The following is a 23,705-nucleotide window of genomic DNA, read 5'->3' as shown; positions in this document are numbered from 1 at the left end:
GGGAAATCTTGAATCTCTGCTTGAACTAACTTACTTGACCAGCGGGCAAGCGGCATCCATAGGACGGAAAGCCTGCTGTGCCGGAATGGTCGACAACAATTTCAGATAATCCCAAGGCGCCTTGGATTCGGCCGGCGACTTGACCTGGTACAGATACATGTCATGGATCACGCGGCCGTCAGGACGGATGGACGCATTGCGCATGACGACGTCGCTGATTGGAATCTCACGCATCTTTTGCGAGACGACCTTCCAGTCCGACGTCTTCGCTGCGGCGCGCGCCTTCAGGAAGTGATACACGCTGGAATACACGCCGGCCTGCACCATGGTCGGTTTGTTGTTCTTGAATTGCGCTTCAAAACGCTTGGAGAAGCCGCGTGTCTGTTCGTCGTAATCCCAGTAGAAGCCATCGGTGTAGACCAGGCCTTGGGCCGCATCGAGGCCCAACGCATGGACGTCGGACAGGAACACCAGCAGCGCGACCAAGCGTTGATCCTTGCCGCCCACGGCGAATGAGCGCGCCTGCTTGATCGCATTGACGACGTCGGTGCCGCCGTCAGCCAGGCCGATCACCTGGGCCTTGGAAGCCTGCGCCTGCAGCAGGAAGGACGAAAAGTCGGAAGCGTTCAGCGGGTGGCGCACCGAACCCAGCACGGTGCCGCCGTTGGCCTTGACGACGTCGGAAGCGTCCTTCTCCAGCGAATGGCCAAAGGCATAATCAACGGTTACGAAATACCACGACTTGTTACCCAGCTTGGTCAGCGCAGCAGCTGCACCGGCCGCTTGCGAATAGGTGTCGAACATCCAGTGGAAGCCGTTCGTCGCGCACTCAGCGGTGGTCAGCGCGCCGGTTGCCGGGCCGCTGTACATGGCGATGCCGCCTTTTTCCTTGATCAGTTTCTGCACCGCCAGCGCCACCGACGAATTGGTCAGATCGGCAATCGCCTCGACCTTGTCGCGGTCCAGCCATTCACGCGCACGTGTGACGCCGACGTCAGGCTTGTTCTGATTGTCAGCCGAGAGCACTTCAATTTTCATGCCCTTGCATTCGGCCTTGAGGCAATCCTCGATCGCCAGCTTGGCGGCGACTACCGAGCCCTGACCACCCATGGCGGAATACGGGCCGGACATGTCGGTCAGGATGCCGATTTTGACGGTGTCGGAATTTTGCGCCTGAACGGCGGCGGAAATACAGGTCAGGGAAAGCGCAGCCATTGCCAGGGCGGCACGGATGTTTTTTTGCATGGAGTCTCCTCGTTATATGTTTTTTTATGAAATTGCTCTGTGGCGATTTCGAGACTCATTTTGCATGTGCGTTAATATCGTTACAATAACCAATAATTCAAAAGGCTTTTGCATAATTGCAAAACACCTGCAACAAAGCAGATCGAAGTGCTGAATGGAGACAACATGCTGGACTGGGATAACCTCCGCGTATTTCTGGAACTCACGCGCAGTCAGGGATTGGTCGATGCCGCCAAGAAACTTGGCATCGATCACTCGACCGTGTCGCGCCGCATCAAACGCTTTGAAGAACAAGTCGGCAGCCAGCTGTTCGACCGCAACAACCACGGCTACAGTCTGACCGCCGATGGCTACCGCCTGGTCGAATACGCCGAAAAGATCGAAAGCACCGTCTATGCCGCCTCCGAAGAACTGGGCGGCCACAACCGCCTGCTGTCGGGCCAGGTGCGGCTGGGGGCGACGGAGGGCTTCGGCACCTTTGTACTGGCGCCGCATATCGCCCACTTCTGCGCGCGCAATCCGCATATCTCGGTCGATATGCTGCCGATGCCGCGCTTCGTCAATTTGTCAAAACGCGAAGCCGACATCAGCGTTACCATCGAGCGGCCTGTCAGCGGTAATTACGTTGTCACGAAACTGGCGGACTATGCACTGAAGCTCTACGCCACACCGGCCTATCTGGCAAATCACTCCGCCATCGGCAAGGTCGCCGATCTGGAACGCCACAACTTCATCGGCTATATCGACGACCTGGTATTCAGCGAAGAGCTGCGCTACAAGGAAAACATCGCGCCGGAAGCCTTCCGCGCCTTTCGCAGTACCAGCGTCATCGCACAATACACGGCGGCGCGCAGCGGTCAGGCACTGGCGATCCTGCCCTGCTTCCTGGCGCAGCAATCGGATGAGTTAGTGCCGGTACTGCCGAATGAAGTGGAAATCATGCGTTCGTTCTGGCTTGTCGCGGCCAGCGAGCAACGACATGTGGCGCGGGTATCGGCACTGTGGAGTTATTTGCGCGACTGCATGGAGCCGAACAAGGAATTTTTAATGGGGAAGTCGCGTCAGATGACGTGGATCAAATAAGAACGCGCTATCAGCGCGCAAGCTACGGAAGTGAAACACCCCAACCGGGCCATCCGGCCCGCAACCAAGGAGATCAGCATGGCAGCAAAGAAGATTTTATTGTTGACCGGCGACTTTGCCGAAGATTACGAAACCATGGTGCCTTTCCAGGCGCTGCAAATGGTCGGTCACACCGTGCACGCCGTCTGCCCCGGCAAGAAAGCCGGCGACAAGATCAAGACCGCCATTCATGACTTTGAAGGCGATCAGACTTACACAGAAAAACCAGGTCATCAGTTCGCCCTCAACGCCAGTTTCGATGATGTGGATCCTGCCAAATACGACGCCATCGTCATCGCCGGTGGCCGTGCGCCGGAATATCTGCGCCTGAACGACAAGGTGATTGCCATCGTGCGTCATTTCGCGGAAGCGAAGAAGCCGATCGCCGCCGTATGCCATGGCGCGCAGTTGCTGGCTGCTGCAGGTGTGATTGAAGGCAAGAAGATCTCGGCCTATCCGGCCTGCGCTCCGGAGGTCAAACTGGCTGGCGGTCACTATGCGGATATTGCAGTCGACAGCGCCGTCACCGATGGCAATTTCGTGACGTCGCCTGCTTGGCCGGGACACCCGGAATGGCTGGCGCAATTCCTCAAAGTGCTGGGAACCGAGATCAAGCTCTAGGATTTCGGTGCGATAAAAAAGCCGCCGTCTGTAATGGACGGCGGCTTTTTCTTTTTGACGCCAGCAAAGATGCCCGGTCAGTGTTTGGCAATCCAGCCGGGCTGTGTCTTTTCGAGGAAAGCACGCAACCCTTCCTTTCCCTCTTCCGAAGCACGCAGATCTGCGATCACTCCCGTGGTGTAGTCGCGCAGCGCCGGCGTGCACGGCAACGGATTTTCCGCTTGCGCCAGCTCCTTGGCGCGGCGCATGGCTTGCGGACCGTTAGCCAGCAGCGTGGCGATGATCTGCTCGGTCTTTGCATCCAGCTCAGTCGCCAGCACCACTTCATGCACGAGGTCAATGGCGGCGGCGCGAATTGCAGAGAAGCGCTCTGCCGAAACGAAATAACGGCGCGCCTGAGAGACGCCGATCTTGGCGATCACATACGGACTGATGACGGCGGGAGCAAGACCAAGCTTGACTTCGGATAAGGCGAAAAAAGCGTTGTCGCTGGCGATGGCGATATCGCAGCAAGCCACAAGGCCAACGCCGCCGCCCATGACCGTGCCCTGGATTTTGGCGACAGTCGGACAAGGAAAATTGTTCAGGCCTTCCATCAGTGCCGACAACTGATGCGCATCCTTGATGTTGTCCTCACGCGAGGCATCCGCCATGCGGCGCATCCAGCCGAGATCGGCGCCGGCAGAAAAAGATTTGCCGGTTGAAGCAAGTACCAGGGCTTTGACTTGCGGATTGTCTCTGGCCTGCGCAATCAGATTGATCAGATGCGCGATCAGCAGGTCGTCGAAGGCATTGTGGACTTCGGGTCGATTCAGGGTGATGGTTGCTACCCCGCGCGCGTCGATGACGAGATCGGCGGCTTGGCTCATGGTGTGCTCCTTGGGTGTCGGTTCTTCGGTGCGCCTTGGGCGTCTGGTTTTGGTGCTGCTATCGATAGATAGTAAAAGAAAAATGGGATTGGTGGAATTTGAGGAGGGAGATTAGCGGGAAATGGGGGGATGGGTTGTCTTTGGGAGGACAAAGTTTGGGGTTGGGTGGAGATGCACCGCAAAAAATTTGGCTGGAGAAATTGGTGGGTTGATGAATTGATGTACTTCATCATTCTGCCCTCTTCCTGTCTGTCGTTCTCGCGAACGCGAGAATCCAGTGGCGTTGCTGGTGATGGATGATTGCGACGTCGCGTTTTAGCGTGTGTGGAGCGATGTTTTTGGCTGATGGCGTTGACTCGCTACCGCGTTTTCTCGGACGCCTGTTTCGCCCGCTTTGCGGGCGCGCTGCTGGTTCCGGCTTCGCTGGAACATCGCTGCTTTCTTTGCTGGACTGATTGCTGCGCGGGTCCGACCTCAGCTTCGTCCGCGTTGCGGACGTGTTCGTTTCGGCTTTGCAGAAACATTGCTGTTTGTTCTTGGAATTTATTTTTTCGGTGCGGGCCCGCCCGCCGGCTAACGAACGCTGCGCGTCCGAGGATTCGCCTACCTTCGGCAGGCCGCGGTTTCGCTGGTAAGCGAAACCCTTCGAATCCCCCGCGTGATGTGCGCAGGCACATCACTTGGTGACGCAAAAACAAAAACGCCCGCAGAAGCGGGCGTTTTATGTTTTGGCGTCCCCAGGGGGATTCGAACCCCCGTACTCACCGTGAAAGGGTGATGTCCTAGGCCTCTAGACGATGGGGACAATTGTCCGGTTGCAGTAATTCAGTTAGTACTCGATAACGCTGGCGTCCCCAGGGGGATTCGAACCCCCGTACTCACCGTGAAAGGGTGATGTCCTAGGCCTCTAGACGATGGGGACGTTGTGTTGTCCCGCAGCTGTTACCTTACTACCGACTGTGTGGCATCACAGTTTATTACTAGCATTTACTCTACTACTTTTACCACTCAGTTAATACTGAGCCGCTGGTGGAGGTAAGCGGGATCGAACCGCTGACCTCTTGCATGCCATGCAAGCGCTCTCCCAGCTGAGCTATACCCCCTTGCGAAGAAGCGAGATTATGCAACATGCATTGGTAAATAGCAAGAGGGTTTTCTGAAAAACCCTCTTCTTTATTACAAATAGTTTTGCAAACGCGCCAGCACGACCTCGCGGCCGAATAATTCCAACACTGCATCAATCGCCGGGGTCTGCAACTGACCGGCAACGATCAGACGCAAAGGCATCGCCAGCAATGGCATCTTCAGCGTATGCGCAGCCAGCACTTCTTTGATCATCGCGCCCAGCGCCGCCTTGTTCCACTCGACTGTCGCGCAGCGTGCTGCGAAGTCTTGCAGCGCCGGCTTGATGGCGTCGGTGATGTGTTGCGTGACCAGTGCAGCATCAGGCGCAGGCTGGCGATAGAACATCATGACGGCTGGAGCCAGTTCATTGACGGTGTTGGCACGCTCTTTGAGCAACGCGATGGTCTGCGCCAGTGCCGGTGCGCCGTCGAATTGCGCACCATCTTTTTCCAGCAACGGACGCACCAGCGCAGCGAGGCGCTCGTTGTCCGCCAGCTTGATGTAGTGGTTGTTCAGCCACGCCAGTTTTTCCGGATTGAATTGCGCCGGCGATTTCGACAGATGGTCGAGGTCGAACCATTCGCAGAACTGTTCCATCGAGAAAATTTCTTCGTCGCCATGGCTCCAGCCCAGACGAGCCAGATAGTTGAGCATGGCTTCCGGCAAAAAACCTTGCGCCGGGTAATCCATCACGCTGACTGCGCCGTGACGCTTGGACAGCTTTTCGCCGTCGGCGCCGAGAATCATCGGTACGTGACCGTACAGCGGCAGCGTGCCACCGAGCGCTTTCAGAATGTTGATCTGGCGTGGCGTGTTGTTGACGTGATCATCACCGCGAATCACGTGGGTGATTTTCATATCCCAGTCATCGACCACGACGCAGAAGTTATAGGTTGGCGTGCCATCCGGACGCGCGATCACCAGGTCATCCATCTCGCGATTGGAAATGGTGATCGGGCCTTTGACCACGTCGTCCCAGGTCACGTCGCCATCGAGCGGATTGCGGAAGCGCACCACCGGCTTGCGGCCTTCCGGGATTTCCGGCAAGGTCTTGCCGCGCTCAGGACGCCAGGTACCGTCGTAACGCGGCTTCTCGCCCGCGGCGCGTTGACGCTCGCGCATGGCTTCGACTTCTTCCGGCGAGGAATAGCAGTAGTAAGCCGTGCCTTGTTGCAGCATGTGCGCCACGACTTCGCGGTAGCGCTCCATGCGCTTCATCTGATAGAACGGGCCTTCGTCATGCTCCAGACCGAGCCACTGCATGCCGTCGATGATGGCCTGCACCGCTTCCGGAGTGGAACGCTCCAGGTCGGTGTCTTCGATACGCAAGATGAAGGTGCCGCCGAAACGACGTGCATAGGCCCACGAGAACAAGGCCGTACGCGCGCCACCCAAGTGGAGATAGCCAGTCGGGCTGGGGGCGAAACGGGTACGAACCGGCGTGTGTACGGATTCGGTGGCAGGAGCAGTCTGGTCTGTGGATGTCATGATAAATAAAAACGGCCTTGGAACGCCAAAGCCGTTGTCAGTCTGATCGGAAAGCCGTCATTTTACCGCGTCGGGCGCAGTCATGGAATCATGCCGCGCACCAACCGCGATTTACTTGACGGTGATATTGATGGTCTTGCTCATGGCCGGGCCATAGGACTGATGCGCACCGTCGCCGAATTGCATGGTCAGCTTGTACTTGCCCGGCGGCAGCGTGATCTTGGCTTCGGTCTGGCCTTTGCCGTAATGCAGGTGCGTTTCGTCCATCGGAATCGGCGCCCCCTTCGGGATCGGGCCGGTGTTGATCAGCAGATGATGATGGCCGGTGTTGGGCGTCATGTCGCCCAGCGGCTTGATCTCCATACCGGAGACGGCGAACTTGACGTCGAACGGACTGGTGACGGTGGCGCCGTCCATCGGCGCAGTGAAGGAAACGGACGGCTCTGCCGCCTGCGCCAGCGATGCCGTCGATGCTGCCGATACCTGCAACACAGCCGAACAGAACAAGGTTTGAATCAAACGCGATGCCAGGGGTGTCATTACATGTCTCCTCAATACACTACATTGGTCAAATACAACGGCGACGAAAAAGACAGAACACAGACAGAACACGCAAACAACACCCGCAGGCTTGGCCAGGCATGAGCGACGTCAGTCGTTCTGGATCACGATGCTCGGGAATTTGCTGGTCATGTCCTTGGCTTTTTCCGCCACTTTGACAGCGACCTTGCGCGCAATGTTCTTGTAAATTTCTGCAACCGGTCCGTTCGGGTCGGCCACGACGGTCGGACGGCCCGAGTCGGTCTGTTCGCGGATCGTCATCGTCAGCGGCAAGGCGCCCAGGAAATCGACGTTGAAGTCGGCGCACATCTTCTCGCCGCCGCCGGTGCCGAAGATTGCTTCAGCATGGCCGCAGTTGGAGCAGATATGCGTACTCATGTTCTCGACGATACCGAGGATGGGAATACCGACCTTTTCAAACATCTTCAAACCCTTGCGCGCATCCAGCAAGGCGATGTCCTGCGGTGTGGTCACGATCACTGCGCCGGTGACAGGCACCTTTTGCGACAGCGTCAATTGCACGTCGCCGGTGCCCGGCGGCATGTCGACGATCAGATAATCCAGATCGCGCCAGTTGGTTTGGTCGAGCAACTGCTGCAAGGCTTGCGTGACAATCGGGCCGCGCCATACCATCGGCTCGTCCGGATCGATCATGAAACCGATCGAAGACACTTGCAGGCCGTGGTTTTCCAGCGGCTCCATGGTTTTACCGTCCTTGGTTTCCGGCTTGGCGTCGATGCCCAGCATCATCGGCTGCGACGGGCCATAGATGTCGGCGTCCAGAATCCCGACGCGCGCGCCTTCAGCTGCCAGCGCCAGCGCCAGATTAGCCGCGGTGGTCGACTTGCCGACGCCGCCTTTGCCGGACGCCACGGCAATAATGTTCTTGACGTTGGACTTGAGTTTGATGCCGCGCTGCACGGCGTGCGCGACGATCTTGAAATAGACGTTGGCCTTGACCGAACCGACACCCGCCACACCCTGCACGGCGGCCTCGGCGGCGCTGCGGATCAGTTCGATCTGGCTGTTGGCGGGATAGCCCAACTCGACGTCGAAGGCGACATTGGCGCCATCGAGCTGGATGTTCTTGATCGACTTTCCTGCGACCAGATCCTTGCCGGTGTTGGGGTCGACGACCTGGGAAAGCGCTGTTTTGACGACTTCTGGGGTGATGCTCATTACCTCTCCTTGATAGACCGGCTGATGGTCCAGCCTTAATGCACCCGCAAGTCTAAACTAATCGGGCCACTGCCACAGGCAGATCGGCAAAGCATCGCCGGCACAAAATTGCCATTAAGACATCAAACCACTACTCCGGCGACCATGCTTTGCACCCTGTTTGTCCATCAACCCTGCGCCAAAGGCCCTGTGACTGCTAAAATGACCCTCTTTTCTCCATTACCCACCCAGTAAGCATTGCCAATGAGCACTTCATCGCCACGCCAACTTTTCGTTACCACCGCCCTTCCCTACGCCAACGGCGCGTTCCACATCGGCCACATCATGGAATACATCCAGGCCGACATCTGGGTCCGGTTCCAACGAATGCAGGGCCATGAAGTCCATTTCGTCGGCGCTGACGATGCCCACGGCGCACCGATCATGATCGCGGCTGAAAAAGCCGGCGTGACGCCGCAGCAGTTCGTCGCCAACATCGCGGCCGGACGCAAGCAATACCTGGATGGCTTCCACATCGCCTTCGACAACTGGAGCTCGACCGACAGCGAAGAAAACCATCAACTCTCGCAAGATATCTACCGCGCGCTGCGCGACGATGCCAAGCTGATCACGACCAAGACGATCGACCAGTTCTTTGACCCGGTCAAAAGCATGTTCCTGCCGGATCGCTACATCAAGGGCGAATGCCCGAAGTGCGGCACCAAGGACCAGTACGGCGACTCCTGTGAAAACTGCAGTGCCGTGTATGCACCGACCGACCTGAAGAATCCGTACTCGACCCTGTCCGGCGCAACGCCCGTGATGAAGTCGTCGGAACATTTCTTCTTCAAGCTGTCCGATCCGAAATGCGTTGCCTTCCTGCGCGAATGGGCACTCGACAACAACCGTCTGCAACCGGAAGTGGCCAACAAATGCCGCGAATGGCTGGACGGCGAGAGCGGTCTGGGCGATTGGGATATCAGCCGCGACGCGCCCTACTTCGGTATCGAAATTCCCGATGCGCCGGGCAAGTATTTCTACGTCTGGCTGGATGCGCCGATCGGCTACCTGGCTTCGCTGAAGAATTATTTCGGCAAAACAGGCCGCGACTTCGACGCTTTCATGGCCGACGACAAGACCGAGCAGTACCACTTCATCGGCAAGGACATCACCTACTTCCACACGCTGTTCTGGCCTGCAATGCTGAAGTTTGCCGGCCGCAAGACGCCGAACAATGTGTTCGCGCACGGCTTCATCACCGTCAGCGGCGAGAAGATGTCGAAGTCGCGCGGCACCGGCATCTCGCCATTGCGCTACCTAGACATCGGCATGAATCCGGAATGGCTGCGCTATTACATCGCCGCCAAGTTGAACGCCAAGGTAGAAGACGTCGACTTCAATCCGGACGACTTCGTTGCACGCGTCAATGCCGACCTGATCGGCAAGTACGTCAACATCGCCAGCCGTGCGGCGGGCTTCATCGCCAAACGCTTCGACGGCAAGCTGTCGACTGCGTGGGCGACTGCCGACGACGCATTCTTGTCCAAGCTGCGTGGCATTGCTCCTGAAATTTTGGCGCTGTACGAACAACGCGAATACGGCAAAGCCCTGCGCGCGATCATGGAGCAAGCCGACGTGATCAACGCCTACGTCGACGCCAACAAACCATGGGAACTGGCCAAGGACACCGCCAAGGACGCCCAACTGCACGAAGTCTGCAGCCGCCTGCTTGAGGCCTTCCGCATCCTGACCGTCTACCTGAAACCGGTGCTGCCGCAACTGGCAGCACAAGTTGAAGGATTCCTCAATGTCGCACCGTTCTCCTGGGCTGATGTGCAAACTGCGCTGCCTGACGGTCACGTCATCAACACTTACGCTCACTTGATGCAACGCGTCGATCCGAAGATGCTGGATGCGCTGTTCGATGCGCCCGAAGCGGCGGCTACTCCAGCAACTGGCGCTCCCGTAGAGACCGCCGATGCCGGCATCGAAGATCTGGCGCCTGAAATCAGCATCGATGATTTTGCCAAGATCGATCTGCGCATTGCCAAGATCGTGAACTGCGAAGCAGTCGAAGGTTCGACCAAGCTGCTGCGCCTGACACTGGACGCCGGCGAAGGTCGCATGCGCAATGTCTTCTCCGGCATCGCTTCGGCTTACAAACCGGAAGAGCTGGTCGGCAAACTGACCGTAATGGTTGCCAACCTGGCACCGCGCAAGATGAAGTTCGGCATCTCCGAAGGCATGGTGCTGGCCGCCTCCGCCAAGGATGAAAAGGCAAAACCGGGCATCTACGTGCTGAACCCATGGCCAGGTGCCGAGCCTGGCATGCGCGTTCGTTAATCCTGACTATCGCACTCCATGGCAGACATTGACCTTTTGATTCGTGAAGCGACCGTCGACGACGCCGAGCTGATCGCGGAAATCACGCGTGGCAGCTGGGCCAATAAGGTGGCACCAAGCTCCAGCGGCCACCGAGAAGATCCGAAACGCGTTGCCGAAGACTTGCAGCGTGGCGGCGGTTTTGTACTGCTGCGCGACAACACCCCGGCGGGATCGGTGCGTTGGCTGCCGCTGGATACCGAACTCGACGTTTGGGAAATCCTCCGCATGGGCATCTTGCCGAGCTATCGCGGCGAGCGCCTGTCGCAGCACTTGATGGAAGCCTTGATCCACCGTGCGCTGGCCGCCGACATCGGTGAACTCCGCCTGGCAGTCAGAACCGACCAGGAACAATTGCTCGACGTCTACGCCGCCTTCGGTTTTGAAATCGCCCCGGAACTGGAATACACCCGCGCCAATCCGATGGAACCTTCTCCTATCGTGATGCGTCGCTGGCTGCGCAACTGATTCCCTGAATCAGACGCGCCTCTAAACCGTTGTCGACCGGCATCTGCCGGCAGACAACGGTTTTTTTACGTCTGAATGCATCCGCCTGCATCCACATTCCGTTTCCCCATGTCATCGTTGACATCGCTCGTCACGTAGAGATGCGACACCCGGCTGCGTTCGCTGCTTGATTTCTCCTGGAAGTTGGATTATTGTACAAACGTTCAACATCAATGATCATTTGTCCAAATTGAAAATATGGCAACAGCAGATCGTCAGAGCATCGCGCATTCCGCCGTTCGCGTAGCACGCCTGTATTACTTCCAGAACATGACAACAGCCGCCATCGCGGAAGAGATGGGCACCTCGCGCGCCACCGTGTCGCGGCTGCTGTCCTACGCCATGGAAAACGGTCTGGTCGAAATCCGCGTACATGATCCGCTGGAGTTGTCAGGCAATCTGGAAGCGGCGATAAAGAAACACTATGCACTGCGCTCGATCCAGGTCGTGCCTGTTCCGGTCTCGGCCAACGAACGTGAAAGCATGCAACGCGTTGCCGCACATACAGCGGCCTATCTGAATTCGCTGGTTTTGCCGTCGACCGTCATCGGCCTGGCCTGGGGTAATACCGTCGCCGCCATCGCAGACAATCTGGTGCCAAAACATGTGCACGGTGTCGCAGTGGTTCAATTGAACGGCTCTGGCGCCGGCGCCAACATCGTCAACACCTTCGGCGAATCCATCGTCTCTCGCTTCGCACAGAATTACGGCGCGCAGGCGCATAGCTTTCCTGTGCCGGCCTTTTTCGACTACGCCGACACGCGGAACGCCCTCTGGCGCGAACGCAGCATCAAAGCCATCCGCACCTTGCAAAGCAGCGCCTCAATTTTGCTCTTCAGTATCGGCGCCGCAGAAACCGGCAGCCACATCCACACCGGCGGCTACCTCGACAAGCAGGACCAGCAAGACATTCTGAAGGATGGCGTGATTGGCGACATCGCGACAGTATTCTTCCGCGAAGACGGCAGTTGGAAAGACGTCGCGTTGAACGCGCGCAGCAGCGGCCCGGATCTGGATCGCTTCCAGCGTGCGCCTCACTCCATCTGCGTGGTGTGCGGCAAGGGCAAGATTCCCGGCCTGCGCGCAGCGCTGCAGGGTGGCTACATCAACGAGCTGGTGATTGATGAACCGACCGCCAGATTGCTGGTGGAAGAACTGGAACAGCAAGAAGAAGCAGTGGCAACAGATACAGCAACCAACACCGCACCAAACAACAAAACCAACCGCAAGCGAGCAAAGCAATGACCTCACTGACTCCTATAGCCAGTTCGGAAACCTACGATCTCCTCATCATCGGCGGCGGCATCAATGGCGCCGGTGTGGCGCGCGACGCTGCCGGTCGTGGCCTCAAAGTCGCCTTGTGCGAACAGAACGATTTCGCCGGCGCCACCTCCTCAGCCAGCACCAAGCTGATTCACGGCGGCCTGCGCTATCTTGAATATTACGAATTCCGCCTGGTCGCCGAAGCGCTGGCCGAGCGTGAACACCTGCTCAACATCGCACCTCACATTGCGTGGCCACTGCGCTTTGTCATGCCGCACGTCAAAGGCCTGCGCCCACGCTGGATGATCCGTCTCGGCTTGTGGATGTACGACCATATAGGCGGCCGAATCACGCTGCCGCATTCGCAAAGCATCGGGCTCGACCGTATGGGTGCACCCAGCGGCCTGCGCGCCGACATCACCCGTGGCTTCGCTTATTCCGACGCCTGGGTCGACGATGCCCGCCTGGTGATTCTGAATTTGCAAAGCGCGCAGGAGCATGGCGCGGACATCTTTGCCCGCACCCGCCTGGCCGGTGCCAAACGCAATAACGGTGTCTGGCAATGCGAACTGGAAAACAGCATCAGCGGTGCCCGCCAAAGTGTCACCGCGCGCGCCATCGTCAATACCGCCGGTCCGTGGGTTGCGAAGATGGATCAATTGCTCAATCCTTCTTCACAAGGCAGCAAGCATGCCGCAGTCAAGCTGGTGCGTGGCAGCCATATCATCGTGCCGCGCCTGTTTGAAGGCGAACATGCCTACATTCTGCAAAATGACGACAAGCGCATCGTCTTCATGATTCCATACGAAGACAAATTCACGCTGATCGGCACCACCGACGTCCCGCAAGAAAATATGGACAACGGCGCCAAGATCAGCACGGAAGAAGAAGCCTACCTGCTGCGCGCCGTCAACCAGTATCTTGCCAAACCAATCGGCAACGCCGACATCGTCTGGCGCTATGCCGGCGTGCGTCCGTTATTCGACGACGAGTCAGACAACCCCTCGGCCGTCACGCGCGATTACACCTTGGTGTTGCAAGACGCAGAGAACACGCCTTGTGTGTCCGTCTACGGCGGCAAGATCACAACTTATCGTCGCCTCGCTGAATCGGTCTTGGAAAAGCTGGCCCCCTGGACCAAGACGCGCCGCGGTTCGTGGAGCAATCAGGAAGCCCTTCCCGGCGGCAAGTTCAAGCGCGCCGACCGTGCGCAGGAACTGGATTACCTGAAAAAGAAGTACGCCCAGCTCGACACGCATTTCCTGACACGCCTCTTCGGCCGCCACGGACGCAACGCGCATGTGATCCTGAAAGAGGCACAAACGCCGGCCGAACTCGGCCTCGATTTTGGTGGTGGACTGGTGCAGCGCGAAGTCGACTATCTGATCACGCATGAGTGGGCTTATCAGCCGGACGATGTCCTGTGGCGCCGCACCAAGTGTGGCCTGCACATGACCGAGCAACAGCGCGCCGAATTTTCCGTCTGGTTCAACGAACGCTGCGCGCGCCGGAGCTGACATGCAACCTTTGAGTCAATTGCCGCGTACGCAAGCCAGAGAAGTCCGGACGGTCTTTACCGACATCGACGACACGCTCACCACAGACGGCAAGCTCAGCGCCCAGGCGTATGAGGCGCTGGAGTCGTTGCAACGCAGCGGTCTGCGTGTCATCCCCGTGACCGGACGTCCTGCGGGATGGTGCGATCACATCGCGCGCATGTGGCCGGTTGACGGCGTCATCGGCGAGAACGGCGCACTGTATATGTGGCACGACAACATAACCGGCAAGCTGCATACGCGCCATCTGCTGGAAGAAAACATCCGGCGCGAAAATACGGCGCGCCTTGCTGCAGTGCGCGAAAAAATTCTGCGCGAAGTCCCGGGCTGCGCGGTCGCTTCGGACCAGTTCTGCCGCCAGTACGATTTGGCCATTGATTTCTGCGAAGACGTCCCTCCTTTGGAACTTGATGTAATCGATTGCATCGTAAGGATTATGGAAGATGCTGGCATGACTGCCAAAATCAGCTCGATTCACGTCAATGGCTGGTTCGGCGATTACGACAAACTCAGCATGGCGCGCCTGATGATGCAGGAGCGCTACGACATCAATCTGGACGACGACACCGAACGCCATCGTTGCGTGTTCGCGGGTGACTCGCCCAACGATGCGCCAATGTTCGCCTATTTCCCGCTTTCAGTGGGCGTGGCCAACGTGCTTGATTTTGCCGACCGACTGCCGCATCCGCCTCGCTTCATCACGCACCAACCCAGCGGTGCCGGATTTGCCGAACTGACTCAACATTTGCTGGAGCCATGACCACCTTACTCAACCTGCTCTCTGCATTGGCCTTGCTGGTCTGGGGCACCCACATCGTGCGCACCGACGTGCTGCGCGTGTACGGCGCGCAGCTACGCCGCATCCTGAGCACCAGTATCAAACGCCGCAGCCTAGCCTTCCTGGCCGGCGTCGGCGTGACAAGCCTGGTGCAGAGCAGTAATGCTACCGCCGTGATCGTCTGCTCTTTTGTTGCGCAAGGATTGGTCAGCCTGACACCAGCACTGACGATCATGCTCGGTGCGGATGTCGGCACGGCGTTGATGACGGGCGTGTTGAGTTTCGATTTGTCGTGGATTTCTCCACTGCTGATTTTCGGTGGTGTGGTGGTGTATCTGTCGCGCCGTCACACCTCGATCGGACGTATGGCGCGCGCCGTGATCGGTCTTGGCCTGATCCTGCTGGCGCTGGAAATGATCACTGCCGCGACGCGTCCGATGATCCAGGGCGCGGGCATCAAGGTGCTGTTCTCGACGCTGACCGGCGACATCATTCTTGATGCGCTGATCGGCGCCGTGTTTGCCATGCTGACCTACTCCAGCCTTGCCGCAGTGCTGCTGGCAGCGACATTGGCGACATCCGGCATCATTTCGCTGAAGGTGGCGTTGTGCCTGGTCATCGGCGCCAATCTGGGCAGCGGCATCCTGGCCTTGCTGACGGCAGCCAGCCAGAATGTGGCCGGGCGACGTGTGGCGCTGGGCAGCATGCTGTTCCGGCTCTCCGGCGCGATCGTGGTGCTGCCCTTCATCAATTATCTGGAAGTATGGATCAGTCTGCTGACCAAAGACTTGCGCTTCGGCGTGGTCGCTTTCCACGTGATTTACAACACCGTGCGTTGCGGACTGCTGTTACCGCTGGTCGATCCGATGGCGCGTCTTTGTACGCGTCTGCTACCGGAGTTGCATAAGGACGACGACGCTACCATCGCCGCGCGTCATCTTGATCCGGCTGCCATCGATACACCATCGCTCGCCCTGGCAAACGCGTCGCGTGAAGTGCTGCGTATTGGCGATCTGATTGAAAAGATGCTGCTGAGCTTGCTGCCCGTCATCCGCAACAATGATCAATTGCGTGCACAGCAAATCCGCAAACTTGACGACGACGTCGACAAACTCTACACGGCTGTGAAGATGTATCTGGCACGGGTGTCGCGTGAAGAGCTGAACGACAAGGAAGTGCGCCGCTGGACCGATATCGTCACGCTGACCATCAATCTGGAACAGGCCGGCGACATCATCGAACGTATCGTCAAGGGAATTGAGAGCAAGAAGATCGCGCCACAACGCACCTTCTCCGACGCCGGCATGACGGAAGTCTGCGAAATGCACACGCGTCTGGTGGCGAGCTTGCAGTTGGGCCTGTCCGTCTTCCTTGATGGCGACCTGAAGAGCGCGCAAAAACTGTTGGTCGAGAAAGAAGCTTTCCGCGATCTCGAACGCGCTTATTCAAAGACTCATCTTATTCGCCTGGCTGGTGAGACCCAGCAAAGCATCGAAACCAGCTCGCTGCATCTGGATCTGATCAGCGACATGCGCCGGATGCATTCGCTGTTTTGCTCGACCGCCTATGCAGTGCTGGACGAGGCAGGCATGCTACGTAAAAGCCGTATGAACATCGGCGACGATCCGGTGGTGGTGCAAGCCCGGCAGGAATTCGGCGATTACTCGCATCCGCCCTGATTGCCCGGGCATGCGAACTTGATCCGTATGATCAGTGCCCGGAAATCTCTGAAATCGACATCCGCACGACCTTGCCGGTCTGCATGTCGAAATGGACATTGAACAAGCGCTCTTCGTGGACGTGCAGGTATTTCCAGTCCCACACTTCCTCCTGCTTGCGGGAAAACGGCACCACGGTGCGTGGACGGCCGAGCATGTTGCGCACTTCGTCGCGGGTCATGCCCTTTTGCACCTTATCGAAGTTTTCGTCCGTCAACACCTGTTGATAATCTGATAATTTTCCATCAGCGCTGATACGGAACATCCAGGTGCGGACTCCCTGCGGCCCTTTCGGGTATTCCAAAATCCGTTCACCGCTCTCCTCGCGCACGCTGTCGGGCTGTCCCATGACGCCACGTACGTCCGCCTCGGTCGAGACACCTTTATTCAACTTATCCAAGCCAAACTCCTGTATGGGATTGCCATTGCGATCACATCCCAGCGCCAGCAGCGCCGCGCAAGCGGCCATGCACCACGCCAATACCCTGTTTCTCATCGTTGCCATCTTTGCGCCTGTCATCCTATTAGGGCTTCAAGACAGGGTAGAATAGCGCCTATTACCCAGTTAATAAGAATTTCAGGAAAAATCATGCCACTCTTCAAACTTTTCAAATCCTACGAATCCGAAGCGACTAAATTCATCGCCGAACTCAAGGAAAAGAATCCGAAACTGGAAGAGCAACAACGCGCCGGCCGCGCCCTGCTGTGGGACAAGGCTCCGTTGGATCTGGACAAGACCGCACGCGAAAAAGAATCCCGCGTCCAGCAACAGCCTTACGTCTATCAAAATCACTAATTCGTCAGCATGATCGAAAACGCCGGGAGTCAAGGTAATCAATCCTCCGACGCAGCAGAACTAACGGTAGCGGGCCAGCCGGACACGACGCCGGATGTGGTCGATGGCGTTGCTTTCGCCAAGCTGTACGGCGAGCCGCTGTTCAAGCTGCCGACAGACCTGTACATCCCCCCCGATGCACTCGAAGTGTTCCTGGAAGCGTTCCAGGGTCCGCTGGATCTGTTGCTGTATCTGATCCGCAAGCAAAACTTCAATATTCTCGACATCCCGATGGCGCAGGTGACCCTGCAATATCTGGAATACGTGGAACAGATCCGCAAGCACAACCTCGAACTGGCCGCAGAATACCTGCTCATGGCAGCGATGTTGATCGAGATCAAATCGCGCATGCTGCTGCCGGTTAAGAAGGCCGACACCGGCGATGAGGCGGAAGATCCACGCGCCGAGCTGGTGCGCCGCCTGCTTGAGTACGAGCAAATGAAACTGGCTGCGCAAGAACTCGACTCGCTGCCGCAAGTCGGCCGCGATTATGTGCGCACTCAGGTGTATGTCGAACAAACCGTGGTGACCCGCTGGCCGGACGTCAATCTCGACGATCTCCAGTCTGTCTGGGCCGACATCATGCGTCGTGCAAAACTGACTGCCCACCATCACATCAGCCGTGAAGAACTGTCGGTGCGCGAGCACATGACCGGTATTCTGCGTCGTCTGCAATCGGCGCGCTTTGTCGAGTTCGCCGACTTGTTCGACCCGATGCGCGGCGTACCGGTGGTCGTGGTCAACTTCATCGCCCTGCTCGAACTGGCCAAGGAAACGCTGATCGAGATCACCCAGGCCGAAGCCTTTGCACCGATTTACGTGCGGCTGTCGTATTCTCCGAGCTGATTTTTCAGCGCGCTGAATCTGGCTCCTAGTTCTGGTATCTGCCCAGCCTGCCTCCGTACCCTACTCAAAGAAACACAACATGAAAATCATCTCGTCCATCGAAGAACTGCGCGATCAACTGCGTGGCCAGTTGCGCACAGCATTCGTCCCGACCATGGGTAATCTGCATGAGGGCCATCTGTCGTTGATGCGCCTTGCACGCACACATGGTGATCCGGTGGTGGCATCGATTTTCGTGAACCGTTTGCAGTTCGGACCAAACGAAGATTTCGACAAATATCCACGCACTTTTCAGGCAGATATCGATAAGCTGGAAAAAGAAGGCGTCTACGTCTTGTTCGCGCCGACCGAAAAAGATCTCTATCCGGAACCACAGGAATATCGCGTCCAACCGCCGGATGACCTTGGCAACATCCTCGAAGGCGAATTCCGTCCTGGCTTCTTCACTGGTGTGACGACAGTAGTGCTCAAGCTGTTCTCCTGTGTGCAGCCGCGCGTTGCCGTCTTCGGCAAGAAGGATTATCAACAGTTGATGATCGTGCGCAATATGGCGCGCCAGTTCGCCCTGCCGACCGAAATCATCGCCGCCGAAACCTGGCGAGCGGATGATGGCCTGGCGCTGTCGTCGCGCAACGGTTATCTCTCGACCGACGAGCGCGCCGAAGCACCGGCGCTTTACAAAGTACTCAATCAGGTTGCCGACGAAGTACGTGGCGGCCATCTCGACGTGCTTCAGCTTGAGCGCAAAGCCATGGATGCATTGGCCCAGCGCGGCTGGCAGCCGGACTATATCTCGATCCGCAAGCGCATGGATCTGCAAGCGCCGTCGGCCGAGGATCTGGCGCAAGGTGAAAAACTGGTCGTCGTCGCCGCTGCAAAACTCGGCAAGACACGCCTGATCGACAATCTGGAAATCTGATGCGGCGTTGGCTCGCAGCGACGCTGATACCCCTGTTCTGCGTCAGCAGCGCTGCAACCAATATCGCATCTGCGACCGGCATCACCGTCAAGGACGATTACGGCAACGACGTCCATCTCGAACGCCCCGCCCGTCGTATCGTCAGTTTGTCGCCGCACACCACGGAGTTGCTCTACGCCGCCGGTGCCGGGCCATATGTGGTAGGCGTCAGCCACTACAGCAACTATCCTTCGGAAGCGCTGCAAGTCGCATCAGTCGGCCGCATCAGCGCCGTCGACATTGAAAAAATCCTCACCCTTAAACCCGATCTGATCGTTGCCTGGCACAGCGGCAATGCGGCAGCGCAATTGCAGAAATTGCGCTCGTTCGGCTTACCCGTATTTGAAAGCCAGCCGGCAGACTATGCAACAATTGCGACCTCGCTTGAACGACTTGCAATGCTCAGCGGAACGGAGAGCAAAGGCAGCAAGGCAGCCGCTGATTTCCGCGCACGCTGGCAAGCCCTGACCAGGACATACCGCGACCGGCAACCGGTCAGCGTGTTCTATCAAATCTGGGGACAGCCCTTGATGACGCTCAATGGGCGGCATATGGTGTCGACCGTATTGCGCACTTGCGGCGGCAGCAACATCTTTGCAGAGCTGCCGCAACTGGCTCCGCACGTCAGTCTGGAAGCGGTGATTGCAGCCGATCCCGATGCCATTCTCGCGCCCGACGACGCCAAAGATCATCCGCTGGACGACTGGCGCCGTTTTGGCAAAATGAAAGCAGTAAGCGCCAACACCCTCTTCACCGTCAATGCAGACTGGCTTAACCGGCCGGGACCGCGCATTCTCGATGCGACGGAACAAGTCTGTGAATTTTTGGACCAAGTCCGAACCAAACGTTCGGCGAAATCAGCCCCATCCCCCCTATCTACTAAGCCCGCCCGATAAGCACCGGCTTCACGTCGGCAAAATCCGCAACACCATCCATCACGCTCGAAAAGCATCCTACTTTTCAGCATCTCTCGAATTTATTCTAGATTTTCCAAATAAAAATATTTTCAAATTGACAAGTTTATGCGGCATTGCATAGGATCGATTTCAGCTTTTGCGTAGCGTCTCTCATTGTCCGTTGGCAGGACGGTCAATGTTCTTCCATTGCGGCACTCCGGAGATGATCCATGAAAACATCCAATCTGAAAATCGGCGTACGCCTGTATCTGGGTTTCGGCGCGCTAGCCGCTTTGCTCGTGATAATCATCGCGATTGCCTACCTCAACTTCTTTCGCCTCAAAGAAGCGAACGACTGGAACGAGCACAGCCATACAGTGCTTGCTACCGTCGATGGCAGCTTGCTATCCCTGATCAACATGGAAACCGGACAGCGCGGTTTCGCCCTGACCGGCAAAGAGGCATCCCTGGAACCACTTACCGCCGGGCAGCAATCCTTCAACAAGGAAATCGCGCGCGCCAAGGATCTGACCAGTGACAACCCTCAGCAGCAGGAACGAATCAGCAAACTGATCGATCTCCAACGTCAATGGATGGACACCGCTGTGACGCCATCCATCGCCATGCGCCGCGAAAACGCGGAAAGCAGCATCGCAAAAGTCATCGGTTTTGAGCAGGCAGCAAAAGGCAGGACGTTGATGGATAACATGCGGCAGATTTTCAGCGACATCAAAACCGCAGAAACCAGTTTGATGAATAGTCGGTCGCAAGCCGTCAGCTCACTCACATCGACCACTACGGCGACACTGCTCACAGGTGGCGTCATCGGCGTATTGGCCGCCATGATTCTGGCTTACTGGCTCAATCGCAATATCACGCGCCCTCTGGCTGCTGCAGTCAGGATCGCACAAACCGTTGCGGCCGGCGATTTGACCTCTTCGATCCCGCCGTCGGGTAAGGATGAAACCGGTCAGTTGCTGCGTGCCCTCAAGGACATGAACGACAATCTTCTCAAGATTGTCGGCGAAGTCCGCCAGAGCACCGAAACGATCGCCACCGCATCAGGCCAGATTGCGCAGGGAAATCTGGATCTCTCCAATCGAACCGAACAACAGGCCGGCTCGCTGGCGGAAACTGCGGCATCGACCCGGGAGCTGACGTCAACCGTCAAAAGCAACGCCGAAAACTCTGAAGAGGCCAGCCGCCTGGCGAGCTCTGCTTCCGACATTGCCATTCGCGGCGGCGCCGTCGTCGCCCAGGTCATTGAGACCATGAACTCAATCAACACCTCCGCACGCAAAATCGTCGACATCATCAGTGTGATTGACGGTATCGCTTTTCAGACCAATATCCTCGCGCTGAATGCGGCCGTGGAAGCTGCGCGCGCCGGTGAGCAGGGTCGCGGATTCGCTGTCGTGGCGTCGGAGGTGCGTAGTCTGGCGCAACGCTCGGCTACGGCGGCCAAAGAAATCAAAGGCCTGATTGATGATTCGGTGGAAAAGGTCGCGTCCGGCAGCAAGCTGGTTGAACAAGCCGGCGCTACCATGAATGAAGTGGTTGACAGTGTACGCAGCGTCACCGGCATCGTGTCTGAAATTTCAGCCGCCAGCAAGGAGCAAAGCAGCGGCATCGAACAGGTCAACAACACCATCGGGCAGATGGATGAAGTCACACAGCAAAATGCGGCGCTGGTGGAAGAAGCCGCCGCAGCAGCCAAATCGCTGGAAGACCAGGCCCAGAATCTGTCGCGTGTGGTCAGTGTCTTCAAGCTGACCGAACAGTCCGGCCTCGCAGATCCCTTACACAAACCCGTGTTGCGTCACAAGCCCTCGACAGTCGCAAGCACGAGCATGAAGCATCTGCCGGCCAAATCACAATCGCAGCCTGCGCAACTGACGCACAGGCCACAAGCTTCGGCTACATCCGACGGCAATGACTGGGAAACATTCTAGTTAAGTCGAGATGCACATTGACACACTCAGAACGGGGAAAACCACTTTCCCTGTTCTGAAGAAATGACATTGAAGCGGCAACCAAACGCGGCTTGCAGCAGTTCCGGCTGCAGCACATCGTCAACCGCACCACTCCACCATCGCTGTGGTCCGATCAGGATGATATGTGTCGCAAACCGCGCCGCCAGATTGATGTCGTGCATGCTGGCGACAACGGCATGCTTGTCGTCTGCCAATCCCCGCAATAATCGCAGGAGCATCTGCTGAGAGGCGACGTCCTGATGCGAGGCCGGCTCATCAAGCAGATACAGTTGCGGGGCTTGCAGCATCAACGTGGCGATCGCAATACGTTGACGCTCGCCGCCGGATAACTGCGTGACATCGGCATCGGCGCAGGACGCCATGCCAAGCCTATCCAACGCCGCGAGCGTGGTCCGTCGATCCGCCTCGTCAGGCCATCCCCAACCAGGGCGATACGGATGCAAACCTGCCATCACGTAATCGATCACGCTGCATGAAAAAGCGTCGAATTGCTGTTGTGCCACCATACCTCGCCATCGCGCGAGTTGCTGCGGAGTCGATACGGCAATGTCGCCATCAGGAGAGCGAATACATCCTCCCTCCGGTGACAACAAGCCTGCCACCGCATGCAGCAGCGTACTTTTTCCAATGCCATTCTTACCCAATACGCACCAAAATTCGCCGGCACGCACCTGCCAATTGAAATCCGCTAGCAAGGTCGTTCCACCATTGCGCAGCGTCAGTCTATCGGCATGAAGTAAGACATCCGCGACCTTACCGGCAATCATGTCGGTCTTGGTTCCTTGGGGTACTGTCGTCATCATGTGCGGCTCCTCGACAGCAACCACAGAAATAACGGTACGCCGATCAGAGCAGTGATGACGCCTACAGGCAATTGTGTGGGTGAAACCACCGTGCGTGCAGCGAGATCGGCCAGCGTCAGTCCTGCACCTCCAGCCAGCGCCGCCGCCGGCAACAAGACGCGTTGGTCGTTGCCGATCAACAAACGCAAACCATGCGGCACCACCAGACCGACAAAGCCGATCGTACCGGCCATCGTGACCGCCGCTGCAGTGGCCAGCGATGCTGCGCACAAGGTAGCTACGCGCAAGCGCACGACAGGCACGCCCAGCAACTGCGCAAAACTCTCACCGCGCGCCAACAAATTCAGCCGCGGCGCATTCCATATCGACCACAGCAAAACTGCCAAAGCGATCAGCGCGGCAATCGGTAGAAATCGACTGTCTTCAAGATCGCCCATGAGCCAGAACACCATGCCACGCAATTGCGTGTCTGCCGCCAACGTCAGCACCAGTGTTATCACCGCGCCAAATCCCGCTGCAAGCATGACCCCGGTCAGGAGCAATCGATGACCCGCCGCCATCGGCGATAGCGGCAAACGACGCAGAGACTTGCCAACCAGTCCGAACAACAAGACGACCGCGACACCCGCCCCCAGCACTGCGCCGACAGCCGCGATATGTTGGCGCGGCAGGCCGATGGAAGCCGCCATCAGCATCGCCAATAAAGCACCTGCAGCAGAGCCGCCGGAGACGCCAAGCACGTATGGTTCTGCCAAGGGGTTGCGTAACAAGACCTGCATCAATGCGCCAGCCATCGCCAGCAACGCGCCGACGGTGAATGCCGTAAGCGCACGCGGCACACGCAAGGCCAGCAGCATGGCGATATTGTCCGGGTCGCCATTCAGGCGCAGGCAACCGGTGCTGCCGCAGAGACCTGCGAAGATGAGTACTATCCCGGCGAGTACCGTCAGGGAAATTAGCAGCAGGATTGCACGGCGCAT

Annotated in this window: 21 protein-coding genes and 3 tRNA genes; 13 read left to right on the top strand and 11 right to left on the bottom strand. The window is 57.7% G+C overall.

What is annotated here, in order from left to right:
• Positions 1 to 30: 30 nt before the first annotated feature.
• Positions 31 to 1,245, bottom strand: a complete 1,215-nt coding sequence (locus tag PQR63_RS10920; RefSeq protein ID WP_408167888.1) for an ABC transporter substrate-binding protein — start codon at positions 1,243 to 1,245, stop codon at positions 31 to 33.
• 165 nt (positions 1,246 to 1,410) lie between these two features.
• On the opposite strand from PQR63_RS10920, the gene PQR63_RS10915 reads away from it, so the two are divergent.
• Both PQR63_RS10915 and PQR63_RS10910 read left to right on the top strand, forming a co-directional pair.
• A complete protein-coding gene (locus tag PQR63_RS10915) occupies positions 1,411 to 2,328 on the top strand; it encodes a LysR family transcriptional regulator (RefSeq protein ID WP_408167887.1) in 918 nt (305 codons plus the stop codon).
• Positions 2,329 to 2,406: 78 nt separating this feature from the next.
• On the top strand, positions 2,407 to 2,988 hold the full coding sequence (locus tag PQR63_RS10910) for a DJ-1/PfpI family protein (RefSeq protein ID WP_094564453.1): 582 nt from the start codon (positions 2,407 to 2,409) through the stop codon (positions 2,986 to 2,988).
• A gap of 77 nt (positions 2,989 to 3,065) precedes the next feature.
• Here the strand turns inward: PQR63_RS10910 and PQR63_RS10905 are convergent, their stop codons facing one another.
• From PQR63_RS10905 to apbC, 7 genes are all read right to left on the bottom strand, one after another.
• Positions 3,066 to 3,857 carry an enoyl-CoA hydratase-related protein gene (locus PQR63_RS10905; protein WP_408167886.1) on the bottom strand — a complete coding sequence of 264 codons (792 nt, stop codon included), beginning with the start codon at positions 3,855 to 3,857 and terminating at the stop codon, positions 3,066 to 3,068.
• Positions 3,858 to 4,586: 729 nt separating this feature from the next.
• Positions 4,587 to 4,662 (bottom strand) — tRNA-Glu (locus PQR63_RS10900).
• Between the two features lie 41 nt (positions 4,663 to 4,703).
• Positions 4,704 to 4,779: transfer RNA gene (locus PQR63_RS10895), tRNA-Glu, on the bottom strand.
• A gap of 105 nt (positions 4,780 to 4,884) precedes the next feature.
• Positions 4,885 to 4,960 (bottom strand) — tRNA-Ala (locus PQR63_RS10890).
• Between the two features lie 73 nt (positions 4,961 to 5,033).
• A complete protein-coding gene (gltX, locus tag PQR63_RS10885; protein ID WP_408167885.1) occupies positions 5,034 to 6,470 on the bottom strand; it encodes a glutamate--tRNA ligase in 1,437 nt (478 codons plus the stop codon).
• Positions 6,471 to 6,581: 111 nt separating this feature from the next.
• A complete protein-coding gene (locus tag PQR63_RS10880; RefSeq protein WP_408167884.1) occupies positions 6,582 to 7,010 on the bottom strand; it encodes a DUF4399 domain-containing protein in 429 nt (142 codons plus the stop codon).
• Positions 7,011 to 7,121: 111 nt separating this feature from the next.
• On the bottom strand, positions 7,122 to 8,210 hold the full coding sequence (gene apbC / locus PQR63_RS10875; RefSeq protein ID WP_408167883.1) for an iron-sulfur cluster carrier protein ApbC: 1,089 nt from the start codon (positions 8,208 to 8,210) through the stop codon (positions 7,122 to 7,124).
• 243 nt (positions 8,211 to 8,453) lie between these two features.
• Here apbC and metG point away from each other — a divergent pair, with 243 nt between their 5' ends.
• The 6 genes from metG (at position 8,454) to PQR63_RS10845 (ending at position 16,354) form a co-directional block, all read left to right on the top strand.
• Entirely contained in the window at positions 8,454 to 10,532 is a 2,079-nt protein-coding gene (metG, locus tag PQR63_RS10870) for a methionine--tRNA ligase (protein WP_408167882.1), read from the top strand.
• 27 nt (positions 10,533 to 10,559) lie between these two features.
• Entirely contained in the window at positions 10,560 to 11,039 is a 480-nt protein-coding gene (locus PQR63_RS10865) for a GNAT family N-acetyltransferase (protein ID WP_408168085.1), read from the top strand.
• A gap of 237 nt (positions 11,040 to 11,276) precedes the next feature.
• The gene (locus PQR63_RS10860; RefSeq protein WP_408167880.1) at positions 11,277 to 12,323 is read left to right on the top strand and encodes a sugar-binding transcriptional regulator; all 1,047 of its coding nucleotides are present in this window, start codon (positions 11,277 to 11,279) and stop codon (positions 12,321 to 12,323) included.
• Positions 12,320 to 13,858 carry a glycerol-3-phosphate dehydrogenase gene (glpD, locus tag PQR63_RS10855; protein WP_408167879.1) on the top strand — a complete coding sequence of 513 codons (1,539 nt, stop codon included), beginning with the start codon at positions 12,320 to 12,322 and terminating at the stop codon, positions 13,856 to 13,858. Before PQR63_RS10860 ends, glpD begins: the two co-directional genes overlap by 4 nt.
• Before the next feature lies 1 nt (position 13,859).
• Positions 13,860 to 14,657: an HAD-IIB family hydrolase gene (locus PQR63_RS10850; protein WP_408167878.1), complete on the top strand. Its 798-nt coding sequence runs from the start codon at positions 13,860 to 13,862 to the stop codon at positions 14,655 to 14,657.
• Complete coding sequence (locus tag PQR63_RS10845; RefSeq protein ID WP_408167877.1) at positions 14,654 to 16,354, top strand: Na/Pi cotransporter family protein; 1,701 nt, start codon at positions 14,654 to 14,656, stop codon at positions 16,352 to 16,354. The genes PQR63_RS10850 and PQR63_RS10845 overlap by 4 nt, the downstream gene beginning before the upstream one ends.
• A gap of 31 nt (positions 16,355 to 16,385) precedes the next feature.
• Here the strand turns inward: PQR63_RS10845 and PQR63_RS10840 are convergent, their stop codons facing one another.
• The gene (locus PQR63_RS10840) at positions 16,386 to 16,898 is read right to left on the bottom strand and encodes an outer membrane protein assembly factor BamE (protein ID WP_408167876.1); all 513 of its coding nucleotides are present in this window, start codon (positions 16,896 to 16,898) and stop codon (positions 16,386 to 16,388) included.
• A gap of 84 nt (positions 16,899 to 16,982) precedes the next feature.
• Here PQR63_RS10840 and PQR63_RS10835 point away from each other — a divergent pair, with 84 nt between their 5' ends.
• The 5 genes from PQR63_RS10835 to PQR63_RS10815 all read left to right on the top strand — a co-directional run bounded on the left by PQR63_RS10835 (position 16,983) and on the right by PQR63_RS10815 (position 21,880).
• Positions 16,983 to 17,189 carry a DUF3460 family protein gene (locus PQR63_RS10835; protein ID WP_408167875.1) on the top strand — a complete coding sequence of 69 codons (207 nt, stop codon included), beginning with the start codon at positions 16,983 to 16,985 and terminating at the stop codon, positions 17,187 to 17,189.
• A 9-nt stretch (positions 17,190 to 17,198) separates the two neighbouring features.
• Positions 17,199 to 18,074, top strand: a complete 876-nt coding sequence (locus PQR63_RS10830) for a segregation and condensation protein A (protein WP_094564465.1) — start codon at positions 17,199 to 17,201, stop codon at positions 18,072 to 18,074.
• A gap of 79 nt (positions 18,075 to 18,153) precedes the next feature.
• On the top strand, positions 18,154 to 18,993 hold the full coding sequence (gene panC, locus PQR63_RS10825) for a pantoate--beta-alanine ligase (protein WP_408167874.1): 840 nt from the start codon (positions 18,154 to 18,156) through the stop codon (positions 18,991 to 18,993).
• The gene (locus PQR63_RS10820) at positions 18,993 to 19,928 is read left to right on the top strand and encodes a cobalamin-binding protein (RefSeq protein ID WP_408167872.1); all 936 of its coding nucleotides are present in this window, start codon (positions 18,993 to 18,995) and stop codon (positions 19,926 to 19,928) included. Before panC ends, PQR63_RS10820 begins: the two co-directional genes overlap by 1 nt.
• Before the next feature lie 230 nt (positions 19,929 to 20,158).
• A complete protein-coding gene (locus tag PQR63_RS10815) occupies positions 20,159 to 21,880 on the top strand; it encodes a methyl-accepting chemotaxis protein (protein ID WP_408167871.1) in 1,722 nt (573 codons plus the stop codon).
• 26 nt (positions 21,881 to 21,906) lie between these two features.
• Here the strand turns inward: PQR63_RS10815 and PQR63_RS10810 are convergent, their stop codons facing one another.
• Together PQR63_RS10810 and PQR63_RS10805 are read right to left on the bottom strand one after the other, a co-directional pair.
• Entirely contained in the window at positions 21,907 to 22,725 is an 819-nt protein-coding gene (locus PQR63_RS10810; protein WP_408167870.1) for an ABC transporter ATP-binding protein, read from the bottom strand.
• Positions 22,722 to 23,705, bottom strand: coding sequence for a FecCD family ABC transporter permease (locus PQR63_RS10805; RefSeq protein WP_408167869.1), 984 nt, complete (start codon positions 23,703 to 23,705; stop codon positions 22,722 to 22,724). Before PQR63_RS10805 ends, PQR63_RS10810 begins: the two co-directional genes overlap by 4 nt.

Source organism: Herbaspirillum rhizosphaerae (assembly GCF_046025915.1).
Classification (GTDB): Bacteria; Pseudomonadota; Gammaproteobacteria; order Burkholderiales; family Burkholderiaceae_D; genus Herbaspirillum; species Herbaspirillum rhizosphaerae_A.
The sequence above is the reverse complement of the archived record's forward strand: the minus strand, read 5'-3'. Positions and strand labels throughout refer to the sequence as shown.